Source organism: Actinokineospora sp., from assembly GCF_052390155.1.
GTDB lineage: Bacteria > Actinomycetota > Actinomycetes > Mycobacteriales > Pseudonocardiaceae > Actinokineospora.
In genome coordinates this window covers 54,133-74,015 of the sequence record NZ_JBQTHF010000034.1, presented here as the reverse complement: position 1 = coordinate 74,015, position 19,883 = coordinate 54,133, and the positions used below count along the sequence as shown (strand labels likewise).

17 protein-coding genes and 1 tRNA gene are annotated in these 19,883 nt (G+C 72.2%); 5 read left to right on the top strand and 13 right to left on the bottom strand.

The window, feature by feature from the left end; translation table 11 throughout:
- Positions 1 to 609 precede the first annotated feature (609 nt).
- The 7 genes from ACT4N7_RS14235 to ACT4N7_RS14205 all read right to left on the bottom strand — a co-directional run bounded on the left by ACT4N7_RS14235 (position 610) and on the right by ACT4N7_RS14205 (position 7,577).
- Positions 610 to 1,761 (bottom strand): DUF2786 domain-containing protein, encoded by a 1,152-nt coding sequence (locus ACT4N7_RS14235; RefSeq protein WP_444829175.1) that lies wholly within the window; start codon positions 1,759 to 1,761, stop codon positions 610 to 612.
- A 57-nt stretch (positions 1,762 to 1,818) separates the two neighbouring features.
- Positions 1,819 to 3,234 carry an aminopeptidase P family protein gene (locus ACT4N7_RS14230; protein ID WP_444829174.1) on the bottom strand — a complete coding sequence of 472 codons (1,416 nt, stop codon included), beginning with the start codon at positions 3,232 to 3,234 and terminating at the stop codon, positions 1,819 to 1,821.
- 111 nt (positions 3,235 to 3,345) lie between these two features.
- Positions 3,346 to 5,769 carry an endonuclease/exonuclease/phosphatase family protein gene (locus tag ACT4N7_RS14225; protein WP_444829173.1) on the bottom strand — a complete coding sequence of 808 codons (2,424 nt, stop codon included), beginning with the start codon at positions 5,767 to 5,769 and terminating at the stop codon, positions 3,346 to 3,348.
- A 355-nt stretch (positions 5,770 to 6,124) separates the two neighbouring features.
- A tRNA-Ser gene (locus ACT4N7_RS14220) sits at positions 6,125 to 6,212 on the bottom strand.
- Positions 6,213 to 6,338: 126 nt separating this feature from the next.
- Complete coding sequence (locus tag ACT4N7_RS14215) at positions 6,339 to 6,548, bottom strand: CsbD family protein (RefSeq protein ID WP_444829172.1); 210 nt, start codon at positions 6,546 to 6,548, stop codon at positions 6,339 to 6,341.
- Positions 6,549 to 6,633: 85 nt separating this feature from the next.
- A complete protein-coding gene (locus ACT4N7_RS14210) occupies positions 6,634 to 7,095 on the bottom strand; it encodes a nucleoside deaminase (protein ID WP_444829171.1) in 462 nt (153 codons plus the stop codon).
- Positions 7,092 to 7,577, bottom strand: coding sequence for a tRNA adenosine deaminase-associated protein (locus ACT4N7_RS14205; RefSeq protein WP_444829170.1), 486 nt, complete (start codon positions 7,575 to 7,577; stop codon positions 7,092 to 7,094). The genes ACT4N7_RS14210 and ACT4N7_RS14205 overlap by 4 nt, the downstream gene beginning before the upstream one ends.
- A 77-nt stretch (positions 7,578 to 7,654) precedes the next feature.
- Here ACT4N7_RS14205 and ACT4N7_RS14200 point away from each other — a divergent pair, with 77 nt between their 5' ends.
- Genes ACT4N7_RS14200 through ACT4N7_RS14190 form a run of 3 tightly spaced genes read left to right on the top strand, consistent with a single transcriptional unit; the run spans position 7,655 to position 11,961 of the window.
- Positions 7,655 to 8,890: a M20 metallopeptidase family protein gene (locus ACT4N7_RS14200; RefSeq protein ID WP_444829169.1), complete on the top strand. Its 1,236-nt coding sequence runs from the start codon at positions 7,655 to 7,657 to the stop codon at positions 8,888 to 8,890.
- Between the two features lie 29 nt (positions 8,891 to 8,919).
- Positions 8,920 to 9,924: a prephenate dehydrogenase gene (locus ACT4N7_RS14195; protein ID WP_444829168.1), complete on the top strand. Its 1,005-nt coding sequence runs from the start codon at positions 8,920 to 8,922 to the stop codon at positions 9,922 to 9,924.
- A 30-nt stretch (positions 9,925 to 9,954) separates the two neighbouring features.
- Entirely contained in the window at positions 9,955 to 11,961 is a 2,007-nt protein-coding gene (locus tag ACT4N7_RS14190) for a fibronectin type III domain-containing protein (RefSeq protein ID WP_444829167.1), read from the top strand.
- Positions 11,962 to 11,964: 3 nt separating this feature from the next.
- On the opposite strand, the gene ACT4N7_RS14185 is transcribed toward ACT4N7_RS14190, so the two are convergent.
- The 4 genes from ACT4N7_RS14185 to ACT4N7_RS14170 all read right to left on the bottom strand — a co-directional run bounded on the left by ACT4N7_RS14185 (position 11,965) and on the right by ACT4N7_RS14170 (position 16,117).
- Positions 11,965 to 12,612, bottom strand: a complete 648-nt coding sequence (locus ACT4N7_RS14185; RefSeq protein WP_444829166.1) for a putative glycolipid-binding domain-containing protein — start codon at positions 12,610 to 12,612, stop codon at positions 11,965 to 11,967.
- Complete coding sequence (locus tag ACT4N7_RS14180; RefSeq protein WP_444829165.1) at positions 12,609 to 12,827, bottom strand: antitoxin; 219 nt, start codon at positions 12,825 to 12,827, stop codon at positions 12,609 to 12,611. The genes ACT4N7_RS14185 and ACT4N7_RS14180 overlap by 4 nt, the downstream gene beginning before the upstream one ends.
- Positions 12,828 to 12,912: 85 nt before the next feature.
- Entirely contained in the window at positions 12,913 to 14,886 is a 1,974-nt protein-coding gene (locus ACT4N7_RS14175; RefSeq protein WP_444829164.1) for an FUSC family protein, read from the bottom strand.
- A gap of 73 nt (positions 14,887 to 14,959) precedes the next feature.
- On the bottom strand, positions 14,960 to 16,117 hold the full coding sequence (locus ACT4N7_RS14170; protein ID WP_444829163.1) for a thioester domain-containing protein: 1,158 nt from the start codon (positions 16,115 to 16,117) through the stop codon (positions 14,960 to 14,962).
- A gap of 280 nt (positions 16,118 to 16,397) precedes the next feature.
- On the opposite strand from ACT4N7_RS14170, the gene ACT4N7_RS14165 reads away from it, so the two are divergent.
- On the top strand, positions 16,398 to 17,282 hold the full coding sequence (locus tag ACT4N7_RS14165; protein WP_444829162.1) for a hypothetical protein: 885 nt from the start codon (positions 16,398 to 16,400) through the stop codon (positions 17,280 to 17,282).
- 156 nt (positions 17,283 to 17,438) lie between these two features.
- Here ACT4N7_RS14165 and ACT4N7_RS14160 read toward each other — a convergent pair whose 3' ends face one another.
- Positions 17,439 to 19,094, bottom strand: coding sequence for a DUF885 domain-containing protein (locus ACT4N7_RS14160; RefSeq protein ID WP_444829161.1), 1,656 nt, complete (start codon positions 19,092 to 19,094; stop codon positions 17,439 to 17,441).
- Between ACT4N7_RS14160 and ACT4N7_RS14155 the strand changes: the two genes are divergently transcribed.
- Positions 18,995 to 19,402 (top strand): SRPBCC family protein, encoded by a 408-nt coding sequence (locus tag ACT4N7_RS14155; RefSeq protein WP_444829180.1) that lies wholly within the window; start codon positions 18,995 to 18,997, stop codon positions 19,400 to 19,402. The genes ACT4N7_RS14160 and ACT4N7_RS14155 overlap by 100 nt on opposite strands.
- Before the next feature lie 177 nt (positions 19,403 to 19,579).
- Here the strand turns inward: ACT4N7_RS14155 and ACT4N7_RS14150 are convergent, their stop codons facing one another.
- Complete coding sequence (locus tag ACT4N7_RS14150) at positions 19,580 to 19,771, bottom strand: hypothetical protein (protein ID WP_444829160.1); 192 nt, start codon at positions 19,769 to 19,771, stop codon at positions 19,580 to 19,582.
- Positions 19,772 to 19,883 lie beyond the last annotated feature (112 nt).

The window sequence follows — 19,883 nt, the reverse complement described above, 5'->3', positions numbered from 1 at the left end:
GGGGGTACAAACCCCCCATCCCCCGCTGGGGGGGGGCGGTGGGTGTCCCGGCCGTGCGGTAAATGGGCCCCCTCCCTTTTTTGGGGGGGCCCGACCCCCCCGCGCCCCCCACGGTGCGTCCTCTTTTGACCCAGCGTGGTCGCTCGGGCTTCGCCCTCACATTGGTGGGTAACCAAAGGCTGGGTCGTCCACGGTGCGAGTTCCTCGCCGTGGCGAGCCGGGCGAGGTTGGGTAGGGACCAACCCACGCCACGCCATCGGCCACCCGACTCACCGGCGACCGACGCGAGCGGCCGCCATCGGATTCGCGGGGACAACCCCACGCCAACCGCCACCCGGCCCGGCGGCGACCACCCGCCTGCAGCCGCCATCGGTCGGATTCCGTGGGGACCAACCCCACGCCAACCGCCACCCGGCTGGGCGGCGACCGTCCGCCTGCGGCTGCCGTTCGTCGGATGCCGTGGGGCCAATCCGTGCCAACGGCCACCGAGTCGGGGGATCAGCGGGCGGTTGTCGGGATCGTGAAGGCGGCGGGGTGCGGACCGGGCGGAATCGGGGCGTGAGTGGGTGGCGGCTAGGGCCATTCTCTGTCCAGGGGTTCCTCCATTCGTCAGCTCGCTACTCGGGGGCGGGGGGTGTGCAGATCGGCCTGGTCGGCGGCGGCTAAGCCGGCGCCCCAGCCCGCGGTGCTGCTGACCGAGGACCGGCGGACTCGGATGCCGGGGAACATGGCCTCGAACCGCACGTCCACGGCATGGCGGCGGTCGGCCAGGACGGGGACCAGCCGGGTGTCGGCGGACTCGGCGTCGTGGCCCGCGGTGTCCAGGCGTTGGCCGACGCGGTGGGCGTAGGCGACCAGGAAGGCGTGCCGGTACGCCTTGGCGCGCGAGGGGGCGTGGGACAACGCCCGGGCCGCCTGGATATGCAGCGACGCGGACAGCACCGCCACGATCTCCAGGTCCGTCTCGTGCCCGACAACGGCAACGCACCCGAGCTTGGCGTAGAACACCGCGCGGCAGCGGTTGGCGGAGGCGACCGCGTCGACCAGTTGCGCCTTCGGGCCCTGGTACGGCGCCGTCAGCCACAGGCGGCGGGCACTCGCGTCCTGCGGACGGTGGTCGGCGGCCTCGACGACCGCCTGCTCGAAGGCGTAGCGCGCCATGAGTTCCTGTGCCTTGGCCGACAAGGTCTCGGCCTCCGCCGGGAACGGCGTCGACTCGGCCTTGGCCAGCAGGCCGCGGACCCGACTGAGCACCCGGCGGTCGACGCCCGCGGCCTCGGGCGCGGCAACGCCGGACGCGCCTGGCGCAGGCACCAGGTGCGGTAGCTGCGGCAGCACCATGAGCACGGCGATCAACTCGACCACCCTGGTCAACGCCGCCACCAGCGACCCGGGTGGCAGCAGGACAGGCCGGGTGCGGCCGAGTTCGGCGAGCTGCGCCTGCCAGCGCGGGTGCAACTCCGCGACCCGGTACCGCGCGCACTGGTGCGCGACGGCGTCGGCCGCCAGCCGGGCGAGCGGGCCCTGGGCGACGGCCACCACATCGGCCGGGAGCCAACCGCGCTGCCAGAGCAGCTCCAGCGTGCGGGACAGCGCCGCGGCCGCGGCGGTGGCCGCGGGCTCCGGGCCGTGGCCCGCGACGTCACGCACATAGGCCGGAGCCGACCGGGTGTCGCCGCGGGCCAGCACGGCCGCGGCCTCGGTCAGCCGTGCCGCCAGCACAGCCGCCGAACCCCTCGTCTCTCGATCATATGTTCGCATGGAGCCATGATGCACCGTGGGTACGACAAACGCGGGCCACCCTGTGGACGGCCGGAGTTACCCGCGCTGGGTGCGCACCCACTCGGCGATCCCGTCCGCGGTGATCGGCAGCCCATCGGAGAGGACATCGGCGCCGTCGGCGGTGACGACGAGGTCGTCCTCGATGCGCACGCCGATACCGCGCAGCTCCGGCGGCACGGTCAGGTCGTTGGGGTGGAAGTACAGGCCCGGCTCGACGGTGAGCGCCATGCCCGGCTCCAGCACGCCTTCGTGGTAGGTCTGGGCGCGCGCCCGTGCGCAGTCGTGCACGTCCATGCCGAGGAAGTGGCCCACGCCGCACACGATGTAGCGGCGGTGGTGCTGGCCGTTCTGGTCGAGTGCCTTGTCGACCGAGCCGGGCAGCAGACCCCAGTCGTGCAGGCCCTCGGCGAGCACGCGCATCGCGGCCTCGTGGAATGCCTTGTACTCCCGGCCGGGCCGCACCTCGGCCATGCCCGCCAGGTGGGCCTCGTACACCAGGTCGTACACCCCGCGCTGGGTGGCGCTGAACTCGCCGGACACCGGGAAGGTGCGGGTGACGTCGGCGGTGTAGAGGGTGCTGACCTCGACCCCGGCGTCGAGCAGCAGCAGGTCGTCCTCGGAGACGGCGCCGTCGCAACGGGTCCAGTGCAGCACCGGGGCGTGCTCGCCCGCGGCGACGATCGAGGTGTAGCCGGGGCCGTTGCCCAGCGTGCGGGCGCGCCGATCGAAGGTGCCCTGCAGCCAGCGCTCACCGCCGCCGCGCACGGCCTCGTCCAACTCGCGGGCGACATCGGCGAACCCGCGTGCGGTCGCGCAGACGGCCGCGCGCAACTGGGTGATCTCCCAGTCGTCCTTGATCCGGCGCAACTCGGCGAGCGTGGTGCGCAACTCGGTGCTGTGCGCGCCGACCAGCGCGTCGAGCCACGGCTCGACCCCCTTGGCGGCCAACACCTCGGGCAGTTGCCCGCGCAGCGACTTGGACAGCTCCTCCAGCGGCCGACAGGCGATGCCGAGCGCGTCGGCCCACTCGACGAGGCCGGGGGCGGCGCCGATCCACAGTTCGCCGTCGCGGGCGTTGGCGAAGAAGTCGGCCTCGGCCGGGCCCGCGGGTTCGCGCAGGTGCAGCACGGCGTCGTGGCCGCCCGCGCACGGCGCCATCACCAGGACGGCGCCCTCGGCATAGCAGCCGGTGAGCCAGGCGAAGTCGCTGTCGGCGCGGAACTCGTAGTCGGCGTCGTTCGACCGGACGGGCGCGCGGCCCGCGGCCACCGCGATCCGCCTGCCGGGAAACGCCGCGGACAGCCGCGCGCGGTGGGCGGCGGCGGCCTCGGCCGCACCGGGCACCGCACGTACCCCGCGGTCCGCCGGGCCCCAGTCGTCCCGGACGAAGTCGCGGAAGCCCTGGGCCTCCACCAACCTCGACGGGTCGCGTCGCGCGGGGCGGTCGCTCATCGGTCACACCTCTCACCTGGTCGAACCCTGCACGGTGCGACCCCAGCCTAGACACCGACAGCACAGCGGGCCCGCACCTCCCGGCGCGGGCCCGCTGTGGCGGAGCGGAAACTACCGGTTCGGCCAGGGGATGCTGGTCGGGATGAAGCGCACGACCTGCGGGTCGTGGTCGCTCGCCTGGTCGGCGAACTCGGCGTTGATGTGCACCACGTCGTAGTCCGGGAACAGGATGAACGGGCTGGTCGTGATGTGGTCGAGCACCTGCGAGTTGCCCTCGAAGACGTAGCTGTAGCGCTCGGTCACCGGGAGCGTGTTGATCAGCGTGCGCAGCGCGCCGCCGTCGGTGAGGCGGGCGATGGCCGGGGAGAACTGGTAGTCGTTGAAGTCGCCCAACGCCACCACGTTCGCCAGCAGGTCGATCCGCAGCACCTGCTTGACGAACTCGTTCACCAGCGCGGCCTGCTCACCGCGCTGCACCTCGGAGGTGCGGTTCGGCGGCTGGTTGCGCCCGCTCAGCGGCTGGTCGCCGCCCTTGGAGTTGAAGTGGTTGGCGATCACGAACACCGGGTGTCCGCGGAAGGTGAACTCGCCGACCAGCGGCTTGCGGCTGTTGTTCCACGCCGTGTTCGCCGGCTCGATGCGACCGGGCGAGACCGACAGCTTGGCCTGGAACGGGAACCGGCCGCGGACGACCTGCACCGCTGTGCCGGAGTCACCGCCCGGACGGTCCACAAAGGACACCCGGGCCGGGTTGAACAGGAAAACCACCCGGATGTTGCCGCCCGGCTGACCGCCGTCGAGGCCGTTCACCGGGTCGATCTGGCGCCACTGGTAGCGCGGGCCGCCCGCGGCGACGATCGCGTCGGCGAACCGCTGCAGGGTCTGGTCGGCGGCGACGACACCGTCGTTGGTCGGCCCCGTGTTGTCCTGGATCTCCTCCAGGGACAGGATGTCCGGCGTCGCGAGGTTGTTCACGACCGCCGCGGCGAGCCGGTCGATCTTCGCCTGGGTGTCCCGTGCGGACAGGTTCTCGACGTTGTACGTCGCGACCGACAGCTCGAAGTTGCGCTCCGCGCGGGTGGCCTCCGGCTGCAGACCGCCGGACACCAGCGTGCCCAACTCGGTCGCCTGCACCACGTAGCCGCCGAAGCGGCTGAAGTCGACCGGGCCCGCCGTCGCGCCCGCGAGCGAGTCGCCGACGTTGGCCTGGGGGAAGGGCCGCTGCGCGAACGGGATCAGCGAGAGGACCTGGAGCCTGCCGCTGTTCTGCTGGTCGTACCCGGTGTAGACGGTGCCGCCGCGCTGCGACCGGTTCTGGTCGGGCTTGGTGGTGATCCACACCTCGTTGAAGTCGGTGGTGGCGCCGACCACGCGCGCGTCGTTGACCTGCACGCGCATGCCCTCGCGGGACTCGTAGAAGTCCAGCGAGTACGCGCTCGGGTCGAGCACGAGCGGCTCGATGCTGCCGCCGGGGCTCGGGGTGTAGGCGGCGGGCACGGTGTCCGGGCCGAGCACCTCGGCCGCGGGCACCGCGTTGCCGCTGGAGTTGACCACCCAGGTGGCGCTGGTCAGCTCAGTGATCGACTGCTGCACCGAGCTGGCGGGGGTGCCGTCCGGGTAGAACTCGTCGACCGTGCCGGTGACCGAGACGGCGTCGCCGACCTGCAGGTTCGGCGTGGTCGAGCCGGTGAAGGTGAACAGGCCCTCACTGGTGGCCGGGTCGGCGTCGGGCGTCGGGTCCTGCACCCAGAAGCCGCGGGCCGAGCCGAACGCGCGCACGGCGGTGACGACGCCGGTGGTGACGACCTTCTGGCCGTCGAAGGTGGACAGTCGGGTGTTGCCCTGGATCTCGTTGATCCGCGCGGCGACCGGGGGCGGGCCGCCGCCGCCCGGGGTGTCGCCGTTGCTGTTGGTGGGTGTCGGCGCGCCGACGGTGAAGTCGGTGGCGTTGTTGTCGGTGTCGGTGAGCGCGCCGCGGGCCGCCGAGGTGGCGTTGGCGGTGTTGGCCGTCGGGGTGCCTTCGCGGACGACGGTGCTGGTGCCGTAGCCGACCAGGTCGCGGATGCGCGTGTCGGCGCCGCAGTCGGCGACGGTCTTGCAGGTCAGCGGGGTGGTGACGGACACGAGTGCGACGGTGCCGCCGGTCGCGGACATGGGGATCGAGCCGGTCGCGTCCGGGGTGGGCAGCGGCACGGTGCCGCCCGCGCCCGCGGCTTCGGCGACGAGGTAGCGGCCGTTGGCGCCGAGCGCGCCGGTCAGCGGGGTGACCTGCCACTGGCTGCTGGCACTGGCGGAGCCGGGCAGGTACTGCACGCTCCACCCGGCGAGGTTGACGGGTGTCGCACTCGCGTTGGCCAGTTCGATGAAGTCGGAGGTCAGCGTGGCGCCGGAGTTACCGCCACCGCCATAGACCTCGGCGAGCAGGGCGTCGGTGCTCGGTACGGCTGCTGCGGTCGGTGCGGTCGCGGTGACCAGGCCGATCGACATCGCGGCCGCACTGAGCAGCGCCACCCGGTGGCGCGCTGGTGAGCTCACGGGGAGTTCCTTCCTCATTGGAACGGTGGCCGCATCTTTCCCCGGATGGGTGAACGATGAAAGACCACAACGCAACACTCTGCACAGATCGGTACAACCCGACCCACCATTACTTCGCCAGAGTGACGCCACCTCATATCCCAAGACCACCCACCACACGCCCCAAACACCCACCCCACGTCCCAAAACAGCCACCACACGACATCAGGACTCGCCCCTCCCACCAATCCCCGCACGAACGTCGCGGGGGGTCCAGGGGGCTCGCCCCCTGGTCGGGGCCCGGGGGTTGAACCCCCGGAAACAAAACCGGGCGACCCAGCCTGCGCAGTCCGCAGGCAAGAGTCGCCCAGTCGAGCGGTGGCGGTGGGATTTGAACCCACGGACGGGGGTTGCCCGTCACGCGCTTTCGAGGCGCGCTCCTTCGGCCGCTCGGACACGCCACCGCGGAAGAGAGTACAGAACCGCTGGCGGGGGCGGCGAACGGGTGTGACACCAGACGAGTCCGCCACCGGGGGTTCCCGGTGGCGGACTCGTGGAGCCGGCCTGCGAGTGGTCGCCTGGCCTGCTGATCAGTTCTTGTTGAACTTGTCCTTGATGTCCTGGACGGTGCCTGCCGCCTTGTCGCGGAGGTCGTGGCCCGCTTCCTTGGCTTCGCCGCTGACCTGGTCGGCCTTGCCGGAGTTCTCCAAGTCCTTGTTGTCGGTGGCCTGGCCAAGCTTCTCCTTGACCTCACCGATGACCTGCTCGGCCTTGTCCTTGGCCTTGTCGAAAACGCCCATCGGACACTCCTCCCTGGGTGGAATTGCTCCCCTCACCGCAGGGGTTTCCCGCATTCGGCCTAATCACACCTAATGGTGACGTGAGTCACATATCGCGTCGGGTCGCGAAGAATTCGGTCAGCAGGTCCGCACACTCGGATTCGAGGACGCCGCCGACGACCTCAGGACGGTGGCCGAGGCGCCGGTCTCGGACGACGTCCCAGAGGGAACCGACTGCGCCGGTCTTGGGCTCCCAGGCGCCGAAGACGACCCGGTCGACCCGGGCCAGGACGGCCGCGCCCGCGCACATGGTGCACGGCTCGACCGTCACCACCAGGGTGCAGCCCGACAGCCGCCAACCGTCACCGTGGGTGTGTGCCGCCTGTCGCAGCGCGAGAATCTCGGCGTGGGCGGTCGGGTCGCGCAGCGCCTCGCGGGCGTTGCAGGCGGCGGCGAGTTCGGTGCCGTCCTGGCCGACCACGAGCGCGCCGATCGGGATGTCGCCGGTGGCCGCGGCCCGGCGGGCGACCGCGATGGCGGCGCGCACCAGGTCCTCGTCCGACGTCACTGCAGGATGGTGTCGAGGTGCTTGGTGAACTCGTCGGCGAAGCCGAGCCGCTGGGCGATCATCTGCAACTGCTCGTCGGGGTACAGGTCGACCTCGTCGATGATCACCTGCAGTTCGGGCGCGGGCAGGCCGAGGTCGGCGAGGATGTCGAGCGAGCCCTCCGGCCACACCTCGTCGTCCTCCTCGGGCAGGTCGACGCGCAGCACGTCGAGCGCGTCGGCGGCGATGTCGTAGTCGAGGGCCGCCGCGCTGTCCGAGAGCAGCAGCGACACCCCGCCCGGACTCGGCCGCAGCACCAGGAAGAACTCGTCATCGATGGCCAGCAGACCGAACACCGCGCCGGTGGACCGGGTCTTGCGCAGTTCGGTGATCGCCGCGTCCAACTCGCGCAGCGCGGTGCTGTCCATCGGATCGCAACGCCATTTGCCGTCCTCCCGGACGACCGCAACCCCGAAGCCCGTGACCGGCTCCTGCTCCGACATGCACACACCGTATTCCGCCGGGGGGTCACCCGGAAGAAGCAGTCCCCCAAACCGGCGGTCGGTGACACTATCGAGAGATGACAACGCAGCGCACGGCCTCGCAGGCACAGTCCGGCGACCCTCGGTTCACCGGCCTGTTCGAGGCGGCGCGGGCGCTGCAACCACGCACGGTGTCGCTGCGCAGGCAGCTCCACAAGAACCCGGAGCAGGGCCTCGCGGTGCCCCATACCCAGGCGGCCGTTCGGCACGCGCTCGACGGTCTCGACCTGCGGGTGTCCAGCGGCAAGGCGGTCGGTTCGGTCGTCGCGGTGCTCGACGGCGCCAAGCCCGGCCCGGCGGTGCTGCTGCGCGGCGACATGGACGCGCTGCCCCTGCAGGAGGACACCGGGCTGTCGTTCAGCTCCGAGGTGGCAGGCTCGATGCACGCCTGCGGTCACGACACGCACACCGCGATGCTGGTCTCGGCGGCGCGGCTGCTGTGCGCGCGCCGCGACGCGCTCGCGGGCAAGGTCGTGTTCATGTTCCAGCCTGGCGAAGAGGGCTACCACGGCGCCAAGTTCATGCTGGACGAAGGCATCCTGGAGGCCGCGGGCACGCCGGTCGAGCGGGCGTTCGCGCTGCACATCACCTCGAAGGAGACGTCCGGCGTGGTCCGCTGCAGGCGCGGGCCGATCATGGCGAGCGCCGACTCGTTCACCGTGCTGGTGACAGGCAAGGGCGGACACGCCTCGATGCCCGCCGACGCGGTCGACCCGGTACCCGCGGCCGCCGCGATGGTCGGTGCGCTGCAGACAGTGGTGACGCGGCGGATCAGCGTGTTCGACCCGGCCGTGGTGACGATCTCGCGGATCACCGCGGGCACCACGTCCAACATCATCCCGGAGACCGCCGAGTTGGAGGGCACACTGCGGACGCTGTCCGAGCAGACCCGCAAGACCATGCTCGCCGAGATCCCGAAGGTGTGTGAGCACGTGGGCGCGGCGCACGGCTGCACCGTGCGGGTCACCCGGAACGAGGGCTACCCGGTGACGGTCAACGACGCCGACGTGGCCGACCGGGTGACCGAGTTGGCGGGCACGGTGCTCGGCGCCCGGCACGCCGCGGTGATGCCGAACCCGCTGATGGGAGCCGAGGACTTCTCCTACGTGTTGCAGCGCGTGCCCGGCGCGATGGCGTTCCTGGGCGCCTGCCCGCCGGGAGTCGAGCCCGCCGACGCGGCGCCGAACCACTCGAACCGGGTGCATTTCGACGAGTCCGCGTTCGCCCACGGCGTCACCACCTACGCGGCGTTCGCCCTGGACGCCCTGCGCTGAGCGGCGCGCCCGCCGGCTATTGTCCGGCCATGCGACCGGTATGCGTGATCGGCTTGGGGCTCATCGGCGGCTCGGTGCTGCGCGCGGCGGTGGCCGCGGGCAGACCGGCCTGGGGCGCCACCGGATCGGCGCGGGACGCCGAAACGGCTGGTGGCGACGGGTTCGACGTGGCGGAGTCGGTCGACGCGGCCTTGTGTCGGGCCGCCGAGCGGGACGCGCTGGTGGTGGTGGCCGTCCCGCTGCCCGCGGTCGACGAGGTGCTGCGTCAGGTGGCCGAGCTGGCGCCGACCTGCCTGCTGACCGACGTGGTGAGCGTGAAGGGGCCGGTGGCCGACTCGGTGTCCCGGTACGCGCCGGAGACCCGGTTCGCGGGCGGCCACCCGATGGCGGGCCGCTCGGTGTCCGGCTGGACGATGGGCTCGGCGGAGCTGTTCCGCGACGCCGCGTGGGTGGTGGTGGCCGACGAGGACACCGGGCTCGACGCCTGGCGGGCGGCCGCCGACCTGGCGATCGACTGCGGCGCGCGGGTGGTGCCGACGACGTCGGCCGAGCACGACGCGGCGGTGGCCCGGATCTCGCACCTGCCGCACGTGCTGGCGGCGGTGCTCGCCGCGTGCGGGGCGGACGGCGGTCCGCTGGCGTTGGCGCTGGCGGCGGGTTCGTTCGGCGACGGCACGCGGGTCGCCGGGACCCGGCCGGAGCTGGTGCTGGCCATGTGCGAGGGCAACCGCGACGCGCTGCTGCCCGCGGTGGACGACGCGCTCGGCAGGCTCGGCGCGGCCCGCGGCGCGCTGGCCTCGACCGGGGCGCTGCGCGCGACCGTGGTCGCGGGTCATCGCGGCCGCACCCTGTTCGACGAGCACCGGGTGGCCGAGCGGACCCAGGCGACGGTCGACCTCGGCGGCCGGGACGCGCTCGAAGAACTGCGGCTGATCGGCACCCAGGGCGGACACGTCGTCGGCTTCGCGGGCGACTACGCGCTCGCCGAGGTGCCGGTGTCCGAGGCAGGTATCGGGTCGGCAACGAATCTGTGACCGCTGTCGCAACGGCCCTACGTTGGGCCGGTGGATCACCCTGAGCCGGACGAACCGCCCACCGTTCCGCGGCGACGCGGCGGCCTCGCGCGGCGGATCGCCGTGGTCGCCGTCGGCCTGGTGGTGATCGGCGGCGCGATCGTGGTGCTGCGCACGCCGGAGAAGCCCGGTGAGACCGCCCCGCGCCCCGCGCCGCCGCCGCAGACGACCGTGCGGGAGTTCGCGGGCGATGGCGTGGTGATCCCGACTCCGGTCAACCCGCCCGCACAGCCCGCGAAGGTCGAGGTCCGGCCGGGGCCGCAGCGGTTGCAGGTCGGCTGGGGCCCGCCCGAACCGGTGGGGGCGGCAGGCTACGAGATCCGGTGGGGCCGGGCCGGGCAGCTCGACCGGGTCCGGTTGGTGGCGCAACCCGCCGCGCAGCTCGACGCGCTGGAGAACGAAGCCGAGTACGAGATCGAGATCCGCACGGTCAACGCTTTCGGGCAGCGCTCGCTGCCGGTGAAGACCCGCGGCACGCCCAAACTCTCGGCGAACGAGCCCGCGTGGTCGTTCGCCGACCGGTTCATCGGCCGCGTGGTGCCCGACCCCGAACGGTGGCGGCTGTCGAGTGCGTCGGACTGCGCCCGCGCGACCCGCGGCGACGGCGAGAACGGCAGGCGGATGGTCATCAGCGCGCAGTGCGGAACCGAGCCGGTGGCGCTGCGGTCACGGGCCCCGCTGCGGTTGCTGGAGTCCGCTGTGGACGGTGAGCTGGGCCGAGTCGTGGTGGAGACCGACCAACCTGGACAGACCGGCGAGCTGCTGATCGACCTGGTACCCGGGCCTGCCGACCTGATCGACGGCTCGCCGAACGGCCCACCCCGGCCAGACCGGCCGGGGCTGGCGCAGGACGACCCGGCACTGCCACCAGGCACCGTGCGCGTGCGGGTCGCGGGTCAGGAAACCACCACGACGGTCCAGGTGCTCGTCGCGCCGGGCACCCCCAGGCTCGGCACGGCCATCAGCGTGGACCCCGCGCCGACCGCGAACATCGGTGTCTCCGTCCGCTGGGAGGTCGTGCTGCGCACCGACGGGGTGCGGGTGCTGCGCGACGGACAGGTCGTGGGCGGCGGCGACGTGGTGCCCGCTTGGCGGGAGGCAACCGCGCTGCTCGGGTTCGCCGCGAGCAGCGGCGGCTTGTACGCGGCGGTCGACCTGGTCGCGTTCACCGGCGCGCCGACCGCGCCGCCAGTGTTCGTGCCGCCGCCCGCACTGGATACCGGGCGGGTGGTGCACGTGGCAGGTTCGGGCATCGTCACCTCCGCCGATGGCGCGCGAGTGCAGGGAACTGTGGGCGGTCAACTGCGGATCACCCTGGTACCGCAAAACGGGCCGGACAACCCGCCCGCGCTGGACGACCTGTTCACCGTGGAGGTCGGGGGGAGCAAGTACGCCACGCGCCCCGCGGTCGTCGGTCAGCCGCTGACCCGCGGCGTGCGCTACCCGATCGTCGCGGACCTGCCCGCCGAGGCGCTGGTGCTCGGACCCGACGGCAAGACCCTGCCGTTGCGGGTGCGCGGGCCGTTCCAGCGGGGTCAGGCGACGACGCGGTTGATCAGCGCGTCGATCGAACTGACCGCGCCGCCGGGCGGGGTATCGCCCGCGGCGGGCAGCGGCACCGACATCCCGCTCTTTCAGATCCGACCCGCGCTGGCCCGTCCGGGCGCGCGGTTCCTGGACGCGTCGGGCAAGCCGATCCCGAACGACGCCGAGGTGCCGCGCGGGCGACTGGTGTTGGAGGTGCGAGCCGACGGGCCCGCAGGCCAGCGGCTCGGCGGCGAACTCGCCGGGCTGGCCGGGATGGAGGTGCGCCTCGACGGCGAGCGGATCGCGGGCATCCCGACGGTGGTCGACGGGCCGGGCGTCGCGGGCACCTGGCGGCTCGCGGTGAACACGACCGGCCTGCGACCAGGGCAGCACACGATCGAGATCAAGGCGATCGGGGTGGACCCCCGGGCGGCGTTCGCGGTGGCCTACGCACCGTTCACCATTGGCTAGCACTCAGACGCGGCGGGCGATGCCGGGGTAGTCGACGACGATGCCGTCGGTGTCGACGACGATGTCGGCGGTGAACTCGTCCTGGCCGAACGCGATGACCGCGCCCCGCTCGTCGATCGAGACCGTGCGGTAGGTCTGGCTGACCAGGGTGACCGTCAGGTCGGGCATCGTGATGTACACGACGGGCAGCACGACTTCGCCCGGCTTGCGGTGCAGACCGAGGCGCCGGATCGGCAGGGTGTTGAAGGTGACCGCGCCTGCCACGTCGACGGTGACCGAGCCGCCGTACTCGTCGCGGCGGGAACTGTGGCCGTGGTCGACCAGCCAGGTGCCGTCGGCGGACCGGCTGAGCGAGATCTGCCGCTCCTCGGCCGCCGTGGTGGTGCGCAGCAGCAGCCGCCCGGCCTCCTCGCCCTTGTCCACCGACGCCTCGAACGACGCGCTGAACGCCTCGACGCCCGCCTCGGCGTCGGCGGCGGCGATCAGCCTGCCCGACGCGCGCAGCCGGGCGTCGGACACCAGTATGCGAACCGACTCCAGGGTCGGCGGCGCGGTGCCCTGCCAGGTGCAGACGCTCGGTTTGCGGGCGGCAGCGGAGCGGGTCCCCCCGTCAGGAAGGACCCGCTCCGCGCCCTGGTGACCAGAACTCACGCTTGGTTGCCCTGGGTGTTCTCGGCGGCCTTGTCGCCGTGCTCGCCGGGAATCAGGTCCTGGATCTTGTCCACGACCTTGTCGACGGTGTCGGCGTGGCCGAACTTGCTCTTGGCGAACTCGCCCGCCTTCTCGACGCCTTCCTCGATCTTGTCCCCGTGCTGCTCGACGAGGCCCTCGGCCTTGTTCTTCAGCTCGTTGAAGTCGATTCCCATGGTGCTCCTTCGCACTCCGAGAGGCCGGCGGGGCCCTGACGCAGGGTACCCAACACGACCTCGTGTTCCCACCCGCCGAACTTACTCAGTTAGCCGAACCGCGCGACCTGGCGGCGGCGCGCCGCAGCCCCCGGGTGAGCAGCCTGCGACCGGGGCGGCCACCGAGGTCCGGCCCGCGCAGCGTCGCGTGCACCGCTGTCAGCTCCGCGACGAGCCGTTCCAGCCGTTCGGTGTCGGGCAGCGGGGTGCGCCGCGGGGCCCGCTCGCCCCGCACGGCGTCAGCCGCCTCGCGCACCGCCGCGGCGAGCGCGCCCACGTCGTCCGGGTCGACCGGCGCCGCCCCGCGCTCGATGGCCACCGCGACACCGGTCACCGCGTCGGTGAGCCTCTCCAGGCCGACGATGACAGGCCACCACGCGGCGGCCTGTCGACCGGCCGCGGACGGCTCGACCAGCGACTGCTGGAACGCCGTACGCAGGTCGGACAGGGCCCGGTAGGCGTCGCGGCGCAGCGCCGACCGGCCGCGCGGCGACTCCGCGAGAGCCAGTTCGAGGTAGTCGGCCACCTGGTCGAGCGCGGCGGCGAGACCGGCGCCGACCCTGGGCCGTCTGCTGCCAGGCCAGAGCAGATAGCCGAACACCAGCACGATCGCGCAGCCCAGGGCGGTGTCGAGCAGCCGGGCGGTGACGAGGTTCCAGTCGCCCGCGTTGGCCAGGTCGAGCTGCACGATGACCAGCGGCGTGACGAAGGTGCTGAACATGCCGTAGTTGCGCACCTGCCCGATGGGCAGCGCCGCCGCCGTGACGGTGACCAGGAGCACGAGGCCCCAGCCGGGCGGGTCGATGGCGAGCACACCCGCGCCGAGCAGCACCCCGGCCGCGGTGCCGAGCCCGCGCAGCACGGCGCGGCCGAACACCGAGCCGAAGTCGGGCTTGAGCACGATCGCCACGGTCAGCGCGACCCAGAACGAGTGCTCCAGCGGCAGCAACGCGCCCAGCAGCACGGCGAGCCCGACGCACAGCATCAGCCGCAGCACCAGCAGCCAGGTCACCCGGCCCGCGATGACCGTGTCCCGCCAGCCGCGCACCCGTTCGCGCGGGCTCACCCGGTCCTCGTCGGGCCGGGCATCGGTGTCGGCGTCGCCGCGGCGGAACTCGGCGACCGCGGCCAGCCCGGCGTGCAGCAGGGCGACCGCGCGGTCGTCGGCGGGCGGGTCGGGCGGCACCGGCAACGGCTCGCGGGCCCGGATGCGGTCAGCCGCGTCGGCCAGGTACGCCACGAACTCCGGCGGCGGCGTTCGGCGCGCGTTGACCAGCGCTACCGCCGCCTCGACCACGGGCGTGGTCTCGGTGAGCAGCACGAAGAGCCTGCGGTAGGCCCGGTCGCGGCCCGCGAGCCGCGACCGGGCGTCGAGCAGGGCGTCATAGGCGCTGTTGAGGGCGTCGGTCAGCCTGCGGCGGGCGTGCCGGGCGCGGACGGTGCCGCCCGCGACGAGCATCGCGGCGAGTTCGTCGTAGACCGCGGCCACCGCGGCCCGCTCCACGGCGGCACCGCGCACCGGCCACGCCGCGAGCGCGAGCACCCAGGCGAACGCCGCGCCCGCGACGAAACAGCCCGCCGCGAGCCCCGGGTCGGCGGCCTGGCCCGAGCCGAGCACCGCGAACACGAGGAGTTGCAGCCCGGCCAGGGACGCGGTGCTTCCGCTGGCGCTGACCAGCGCGGACACCCCCGCGACAAGAACTAGGACGATCCCGGTGAGCGCCCCCTGGCCACCGACAAGGTTGCCGCAGAGGTAGCCGAGCGAGCCCGCGACGGCCGCCCAGCCGGTGCGCTGGGCCCGGTAGCGGTAGGGGCCTGCGGTATCGGCGAAGGTGACGCAGAGGGCTCCAATGGAGACCAGCACGCCGAGGTCGATCCGGCCCGCGACCATGCCCACCGCGATGGGCCCGGCGATGGCGAGCGCCGCCCGAGCCGCGCGCTTCCACGGGATCGGCACCGGTTTCTGCGTCAGCAGTTGCCGCAGCCAGTGCGGCGCGGCGAGGTCCGGCGATTCGCTCACCGGTACGACGTTAGTACCGAAACGGCGAACACCCTCCCGGCCGCTGCCGGGAGGGTGTTCGCCGTGCGTTGCGTTACGCCGACTTGCGGCGGCGCTGGTAGATCAGGGCACCGGCACCGGCGCCCACCAGACCGAGACCGATCAGCACCGGCAGCAGGATCGACGCGCCGGTGTCCGGCAGGTCGTTCTTGGGCTGCGGCGCGGGCGCCACGGTGGTGGTGGTCGTCGGGGGGACCGTCGTGGCAGGCGGGGTGGTGGTGGTCGGCGGCGTGGTCGGCGTGACCGTCCACGAGCCCTTCGCCTCGGCGTCGAGCTTGGCGTTCTCCGACTCGGCCACGATCAGCGACTGCGCCGGGTTCTTGACGTAGTCCTCGCCGACGAACAGCCGACCGGTGTCCAGCTTGGACTCGACCGACAGCTTGAAGCCGCCCTCGCCCGCCTCGGCGTCCGCCGGGACCTTGAGGAAGACCTCGGTGCCGTTCTTGATCTTGTCGGCGGTCAGCACGTTGCCCTGGCCGTCGGTGACCTCGACGCCGTCGGGCAGGTCCGCGGTCAGCTTGGTGATGGTGCCGTTGGTGGTCACCTTGAACGGACCGACGAGCTTGCCCGCCTCGCCGTCGACCTCGGCCGGGTTGATCTCCAGCGCGGGGGTCGGCTGCTCCTTGTCGTCCTTGGCGTTGTCGACCAGGTACTTGTAGAGCGCGCGGATGTCGTCGTTGGCGTCCGCGCGGGTGGACGGGTTGTCGAGGTTGAGGTCGACGTCGTCACTGAAGTGCCACACGGCGGCCTGCGTCGCGGAGATGGCCTCGTGCTCTTCGAGCCCGTCCTCGCCCCACGCCAGGTCGAGGTCGTTGAGGGTCTTCAGCGAGGTCGACGGGAAGCCGTGGTGCAGCACCCAGTTGATCTTGCCCCGGTTGTCGTTGAACGGCGAGTCGTCGTTGGGGTAGGAGTCCCACGCCACCTCGACCATGTCCTGGTCGCGGCTGGCGCCGACGTTGATCTCGACGCAGTACATCTTCAGCACCGTGCCGTCACTCAGCTTCAGGTGCAGCAGCGAAGCCTGTAGCGAGTCGGACTTGCCGACGATGTTGACCGAGACGCCCTCGGTTTTGGCGTCGGTCAGCCTGCCGCGCGCGGCCTCGGCCGAGGCGGGCAGTGCCGCCATCGAGACCATGACCGTTGCGGCGGCGAGCGCGGCGCCCGCGCGGCCGAGGTTCCAGCGACTGCCCATTGACACTCCTTCGAATGGTCCGAACGTCGATCCCCTGAGACCTGGATGCGGCGTGGATTCTCCAGAGCCCGCCGCCACCAGGCGGCCAATAGATCAACTCGCCCCGATTGGGGAAATGATCACCCGCCACCCAGCGAGGCCGGACTCTACTCAATGGCCAAATCGAGTCACTCCTCGGGGTGACGGATCCGTAGGTTGTCTACTCAATCGACGCGGAGGTCCCCCCTGTTATCACTCGAAAGGCCCACGACAAGGCGCGGGCCGAGCTATCGTCGCCCGCGTGACGGGATGGCAGGGTGACGACGGTTCCGGGAGTTGGGACCAGCAGCGGGATCGCTATGCGCCAAGCCATTCGACGGCACCCGTACACCCGGGCGGATTCGACGCGCCCCGGGCGCCCGGTGGCCCGTCGAAACTGCCCGCGATCCTCAGCATCATCGCCATCGTGGTCATTGTCGGAACCGTGATCACAATCGTGCTGGTCAACCGGAACGGCGGTACCCCGGACCCGACAGCCGCCCCGACGAGTTCAGCCGCGCCCAGCCGCAAGCCCAGCGGCCCACCGAGCACGCGGCCGAGCACCACCCGGTCCAGCCTGCCCTCGACCGGCCCGGCCGACGGCCGCACCATCGAGAACGCGGCCGCCCGGCTGGACTACCGGGTACCCGCCGACTGGCAGCCCGAACCCGCCGCCAAGGTCAAGGTGCTCGACGTCGACTTCACCGGCGCCGCCGTCTACGGCGCCTACCAGTGCGGCGGCAAGGGCTACACCCGCACCTTCGCGGTGAGCGCGGCCGTGCAGAACACCAAGGACAAGGTGCTCGACCCGGAGCAGACGGCCACCACGTTCGCCAAGGCGTTCGCCGCGAACTTCTACCCGTCGTCGCAACTCGGCGCGCCAACCGCGCGCGCCAGCGAGATCGGCGGCAAGAAAGCCGTGCTGGTGAGCGCGAAGGTCACGCCCAACCCCACCAAGCCTGACTGCGAGGCCAGCGCGGGCGAGGTCGCCGTACTGGCGGTCGACCTGGACAACGCGACCGCGGACAACCCGAGCGGGATAGCCCTGCTCGTGGTCACCAACGACCTGGGCGGCGGCCCGCCCAGCCCGAAGGTTCTCCCCGAGTCGACCGTCCAGTCCGTGCTGTCGAGCGCCCGCGTCCGCTGAGCCTCAATCACCACCGCTCTCGACCCCGCTGGATGTGGGCCGACTCTGGGCACCGCTGGGTCGACCTTGACGCGAGGTCGGCGGGTGGCCGAGATCGCGCCGCTCACCGCCCGTCGCGTCGAAGCCCGCCCTCCGCCGCCACGTCCGCGCCGTGTGTCAGCCTGCCCAATCGGCGATCACCTCCTCCAGCACCGTGAGCGGCAGCGCGCCGTTGCACAGCACCTGGTCGTGGAAGGCGCGAATGTCGAACCGGTCGCCGAGCCGGGCCTCGGCGGCGGACCGGATGCGTTGGAGCTCCAGCCTGCCGACCATGTAGGACAGCGCCTGGCCGGGGAAGGCGATGTAGCGGTCGACCTCGCGGCCGATCTCCAGCGCGGACAGCGGCGTGTTCTCGCGTAAGTAGGTCACGGCCTGTTCGCGGGTCCAGCCCTTGGCGTGCAGGCCGGTGTCGACCACCAGCCGCCCGGCACGCATCGAGTCCATGGCGAGCATGCCGAAGCGGGCCACGTCGTCGGAGTAGAGGCCCATCTCCTCGGCCAGGCGTTCGGTGTAGAGGCCCCAGCCCTCGGAGTACGCGTTGACGTCGGCGAGCCTGCGCACCAGAGGCAGGTCGGTCAGCTCCAGGGCGATGGTGAGCTGGAAGTGGTGGCCGGGCACGGCCTCGTGGAACGCGGTGACCTCGGACAGAAACCGGTCGCGCTCGTGGGCGCGGTCGGTGTTGGCGTAGTAGACACCGGGGCGCAGGCCGTCGAGCGAGGGCTGCATGTAGTACGCGGCAGGCGCGCCCGCCGCGTCCACCTCGGGCACCGGCTCCACCAGGCAGCGCTGGCCGGGCAGGGTGCCGAACCAGTTCGGCGCCTCGGCCTCGGCCCGGTCGATCGTGGCCCGGGCGTGCGCGATCAGCTCGTCGCCGTCGTTCCAGCGCAGCGCCGGGTCGGCGATGAGCCGAGCGAAGACCTCCGCCTGGTCGCTGGTGCCGAACACCCGAGCACCGAGCTCCGCGTACTCCTCGCGCAGCGCGGCGATGATGTCCAGACCGGTCTGGTGCAGGGCTTCCGGGGTGCGGTCGGTGGTGGTGTGCACCCGCGACAACGCGGCGTAGGCCGCGTCACCCCCGGGCAGCGCGCAGAGGCCGGGCCGCTCGTCCGGCCGGGCGTGCGGCGCGATGTCGACCAGGGCGGCGCGGTACCGCGCGAATGCCGGACGGACCAGGTCGGCGACGACGCTCGCCCGCTCGGCGGCGAACCCGTCGTCCTCGCCCGCGAGCCGCTGGGCGAGCAGCGGGTCGGGAGTATCCGCGTCGAGGTAGCGGTCGAGCTGTGCGACGGCCGCGTCCAGCAGCCTGCGGACGGGCACCCGCCCCACCGCCACCCCCGCGCGGTGCCGGGCGGCGACAGCGTCCAGATAGGCCGGTACGGCGCGCAGCCTGCTCAGGTACGACCGGCCACGCTCGGCGTCGGGCAGCACGACCATCGGCAGATACGCCAGCAGCCCGGCGGCAGGCCCGACGAAGAGGTCGGTGACCGTGTACTCGATCATCCGGGAGTCGATCCGGTCGACGGCCGCGCGGGCCTGCTGCGCGACCACCTTGGCGGTGATGACGTCCTGCCCGGACAGTCCGCTCAGCGCGTCGGCGCGCGCGGCGATGTCGAGGGCCTCGGCGCGCACGACCTGCTCGGCCTGCTCGGACGGATCGCCCAGGCGGTCGTCGTATCCGGGCACGCCGTAGAGCGTGGCGCCGAGCGGTTCGTCGGCGAATCTCAGCGCGAGCAGCTCGTCGGCGAGGGTCAAGATGTCGTCCCCAGTGGTCATACCGTGAGATTACGCGGAGATCGGGATGTCACGATGAATCTGTCCACAGCCCCCGGGAGGTAGCCCACGGTCGAGCGCGCAAGCCGTTCCTGCTGCGCGAGGAGACCCTGGAGTACGAGCAGGACCGCAGGCACGTCCACGCGCTGCGCTCCCCGGCGCCGATCAAGGACTACCGCGGCGAGATCACCCTGGTACCCCGCGAAGCGGGCGGCACGGACCTGACCTGGCGGTGCAGGTTCGTCGAGCGCGTCCCGGGCACCGGCCGACGTCGGCGGGATCCAGCGCCTGCGCGAGTTCGACCCTGGTGACCCGCGCGTTCGCCCCGATCCAGCCCGACACCTGCCACGCCACCGGCCGACCCGTCCGGCCCGCGACCTGCTCGGCGAGTCGCCCAGACAGGCCGACCGCGTGCGTGCGCGGAATCGCGGTCGTGCTGTTCGGCGCCAGGATAGCCGCGTTCCGCCGACGCGACGTCGGCAGACGGCTCAGGTGCGGTCGGAGTCTGCCTCCACCGGCAGGCCGGCCAGCTCACGCACAATCCGCTGCGCGAGTTCCAAGCCTGCGGCCTGGCCCAGCCGGTAGGTCTCGTCGGTGGTCAGGTCGCGCGCGTCGCGCTCGGCCTCGGCCAGCTTGGCGAGCACAGCGGTGACCTCGACGGTGTCGAGCGGCTCAGACATCGGCGTTCCTTTGTTCAACTCAACGTGGCGACCCTCAGGTACCCGGAATTCACGGGTTGTGTCGCTGGTTGACCCGATCGGGTTGACGACCCTTATAGTTCGCTTGGCTAAC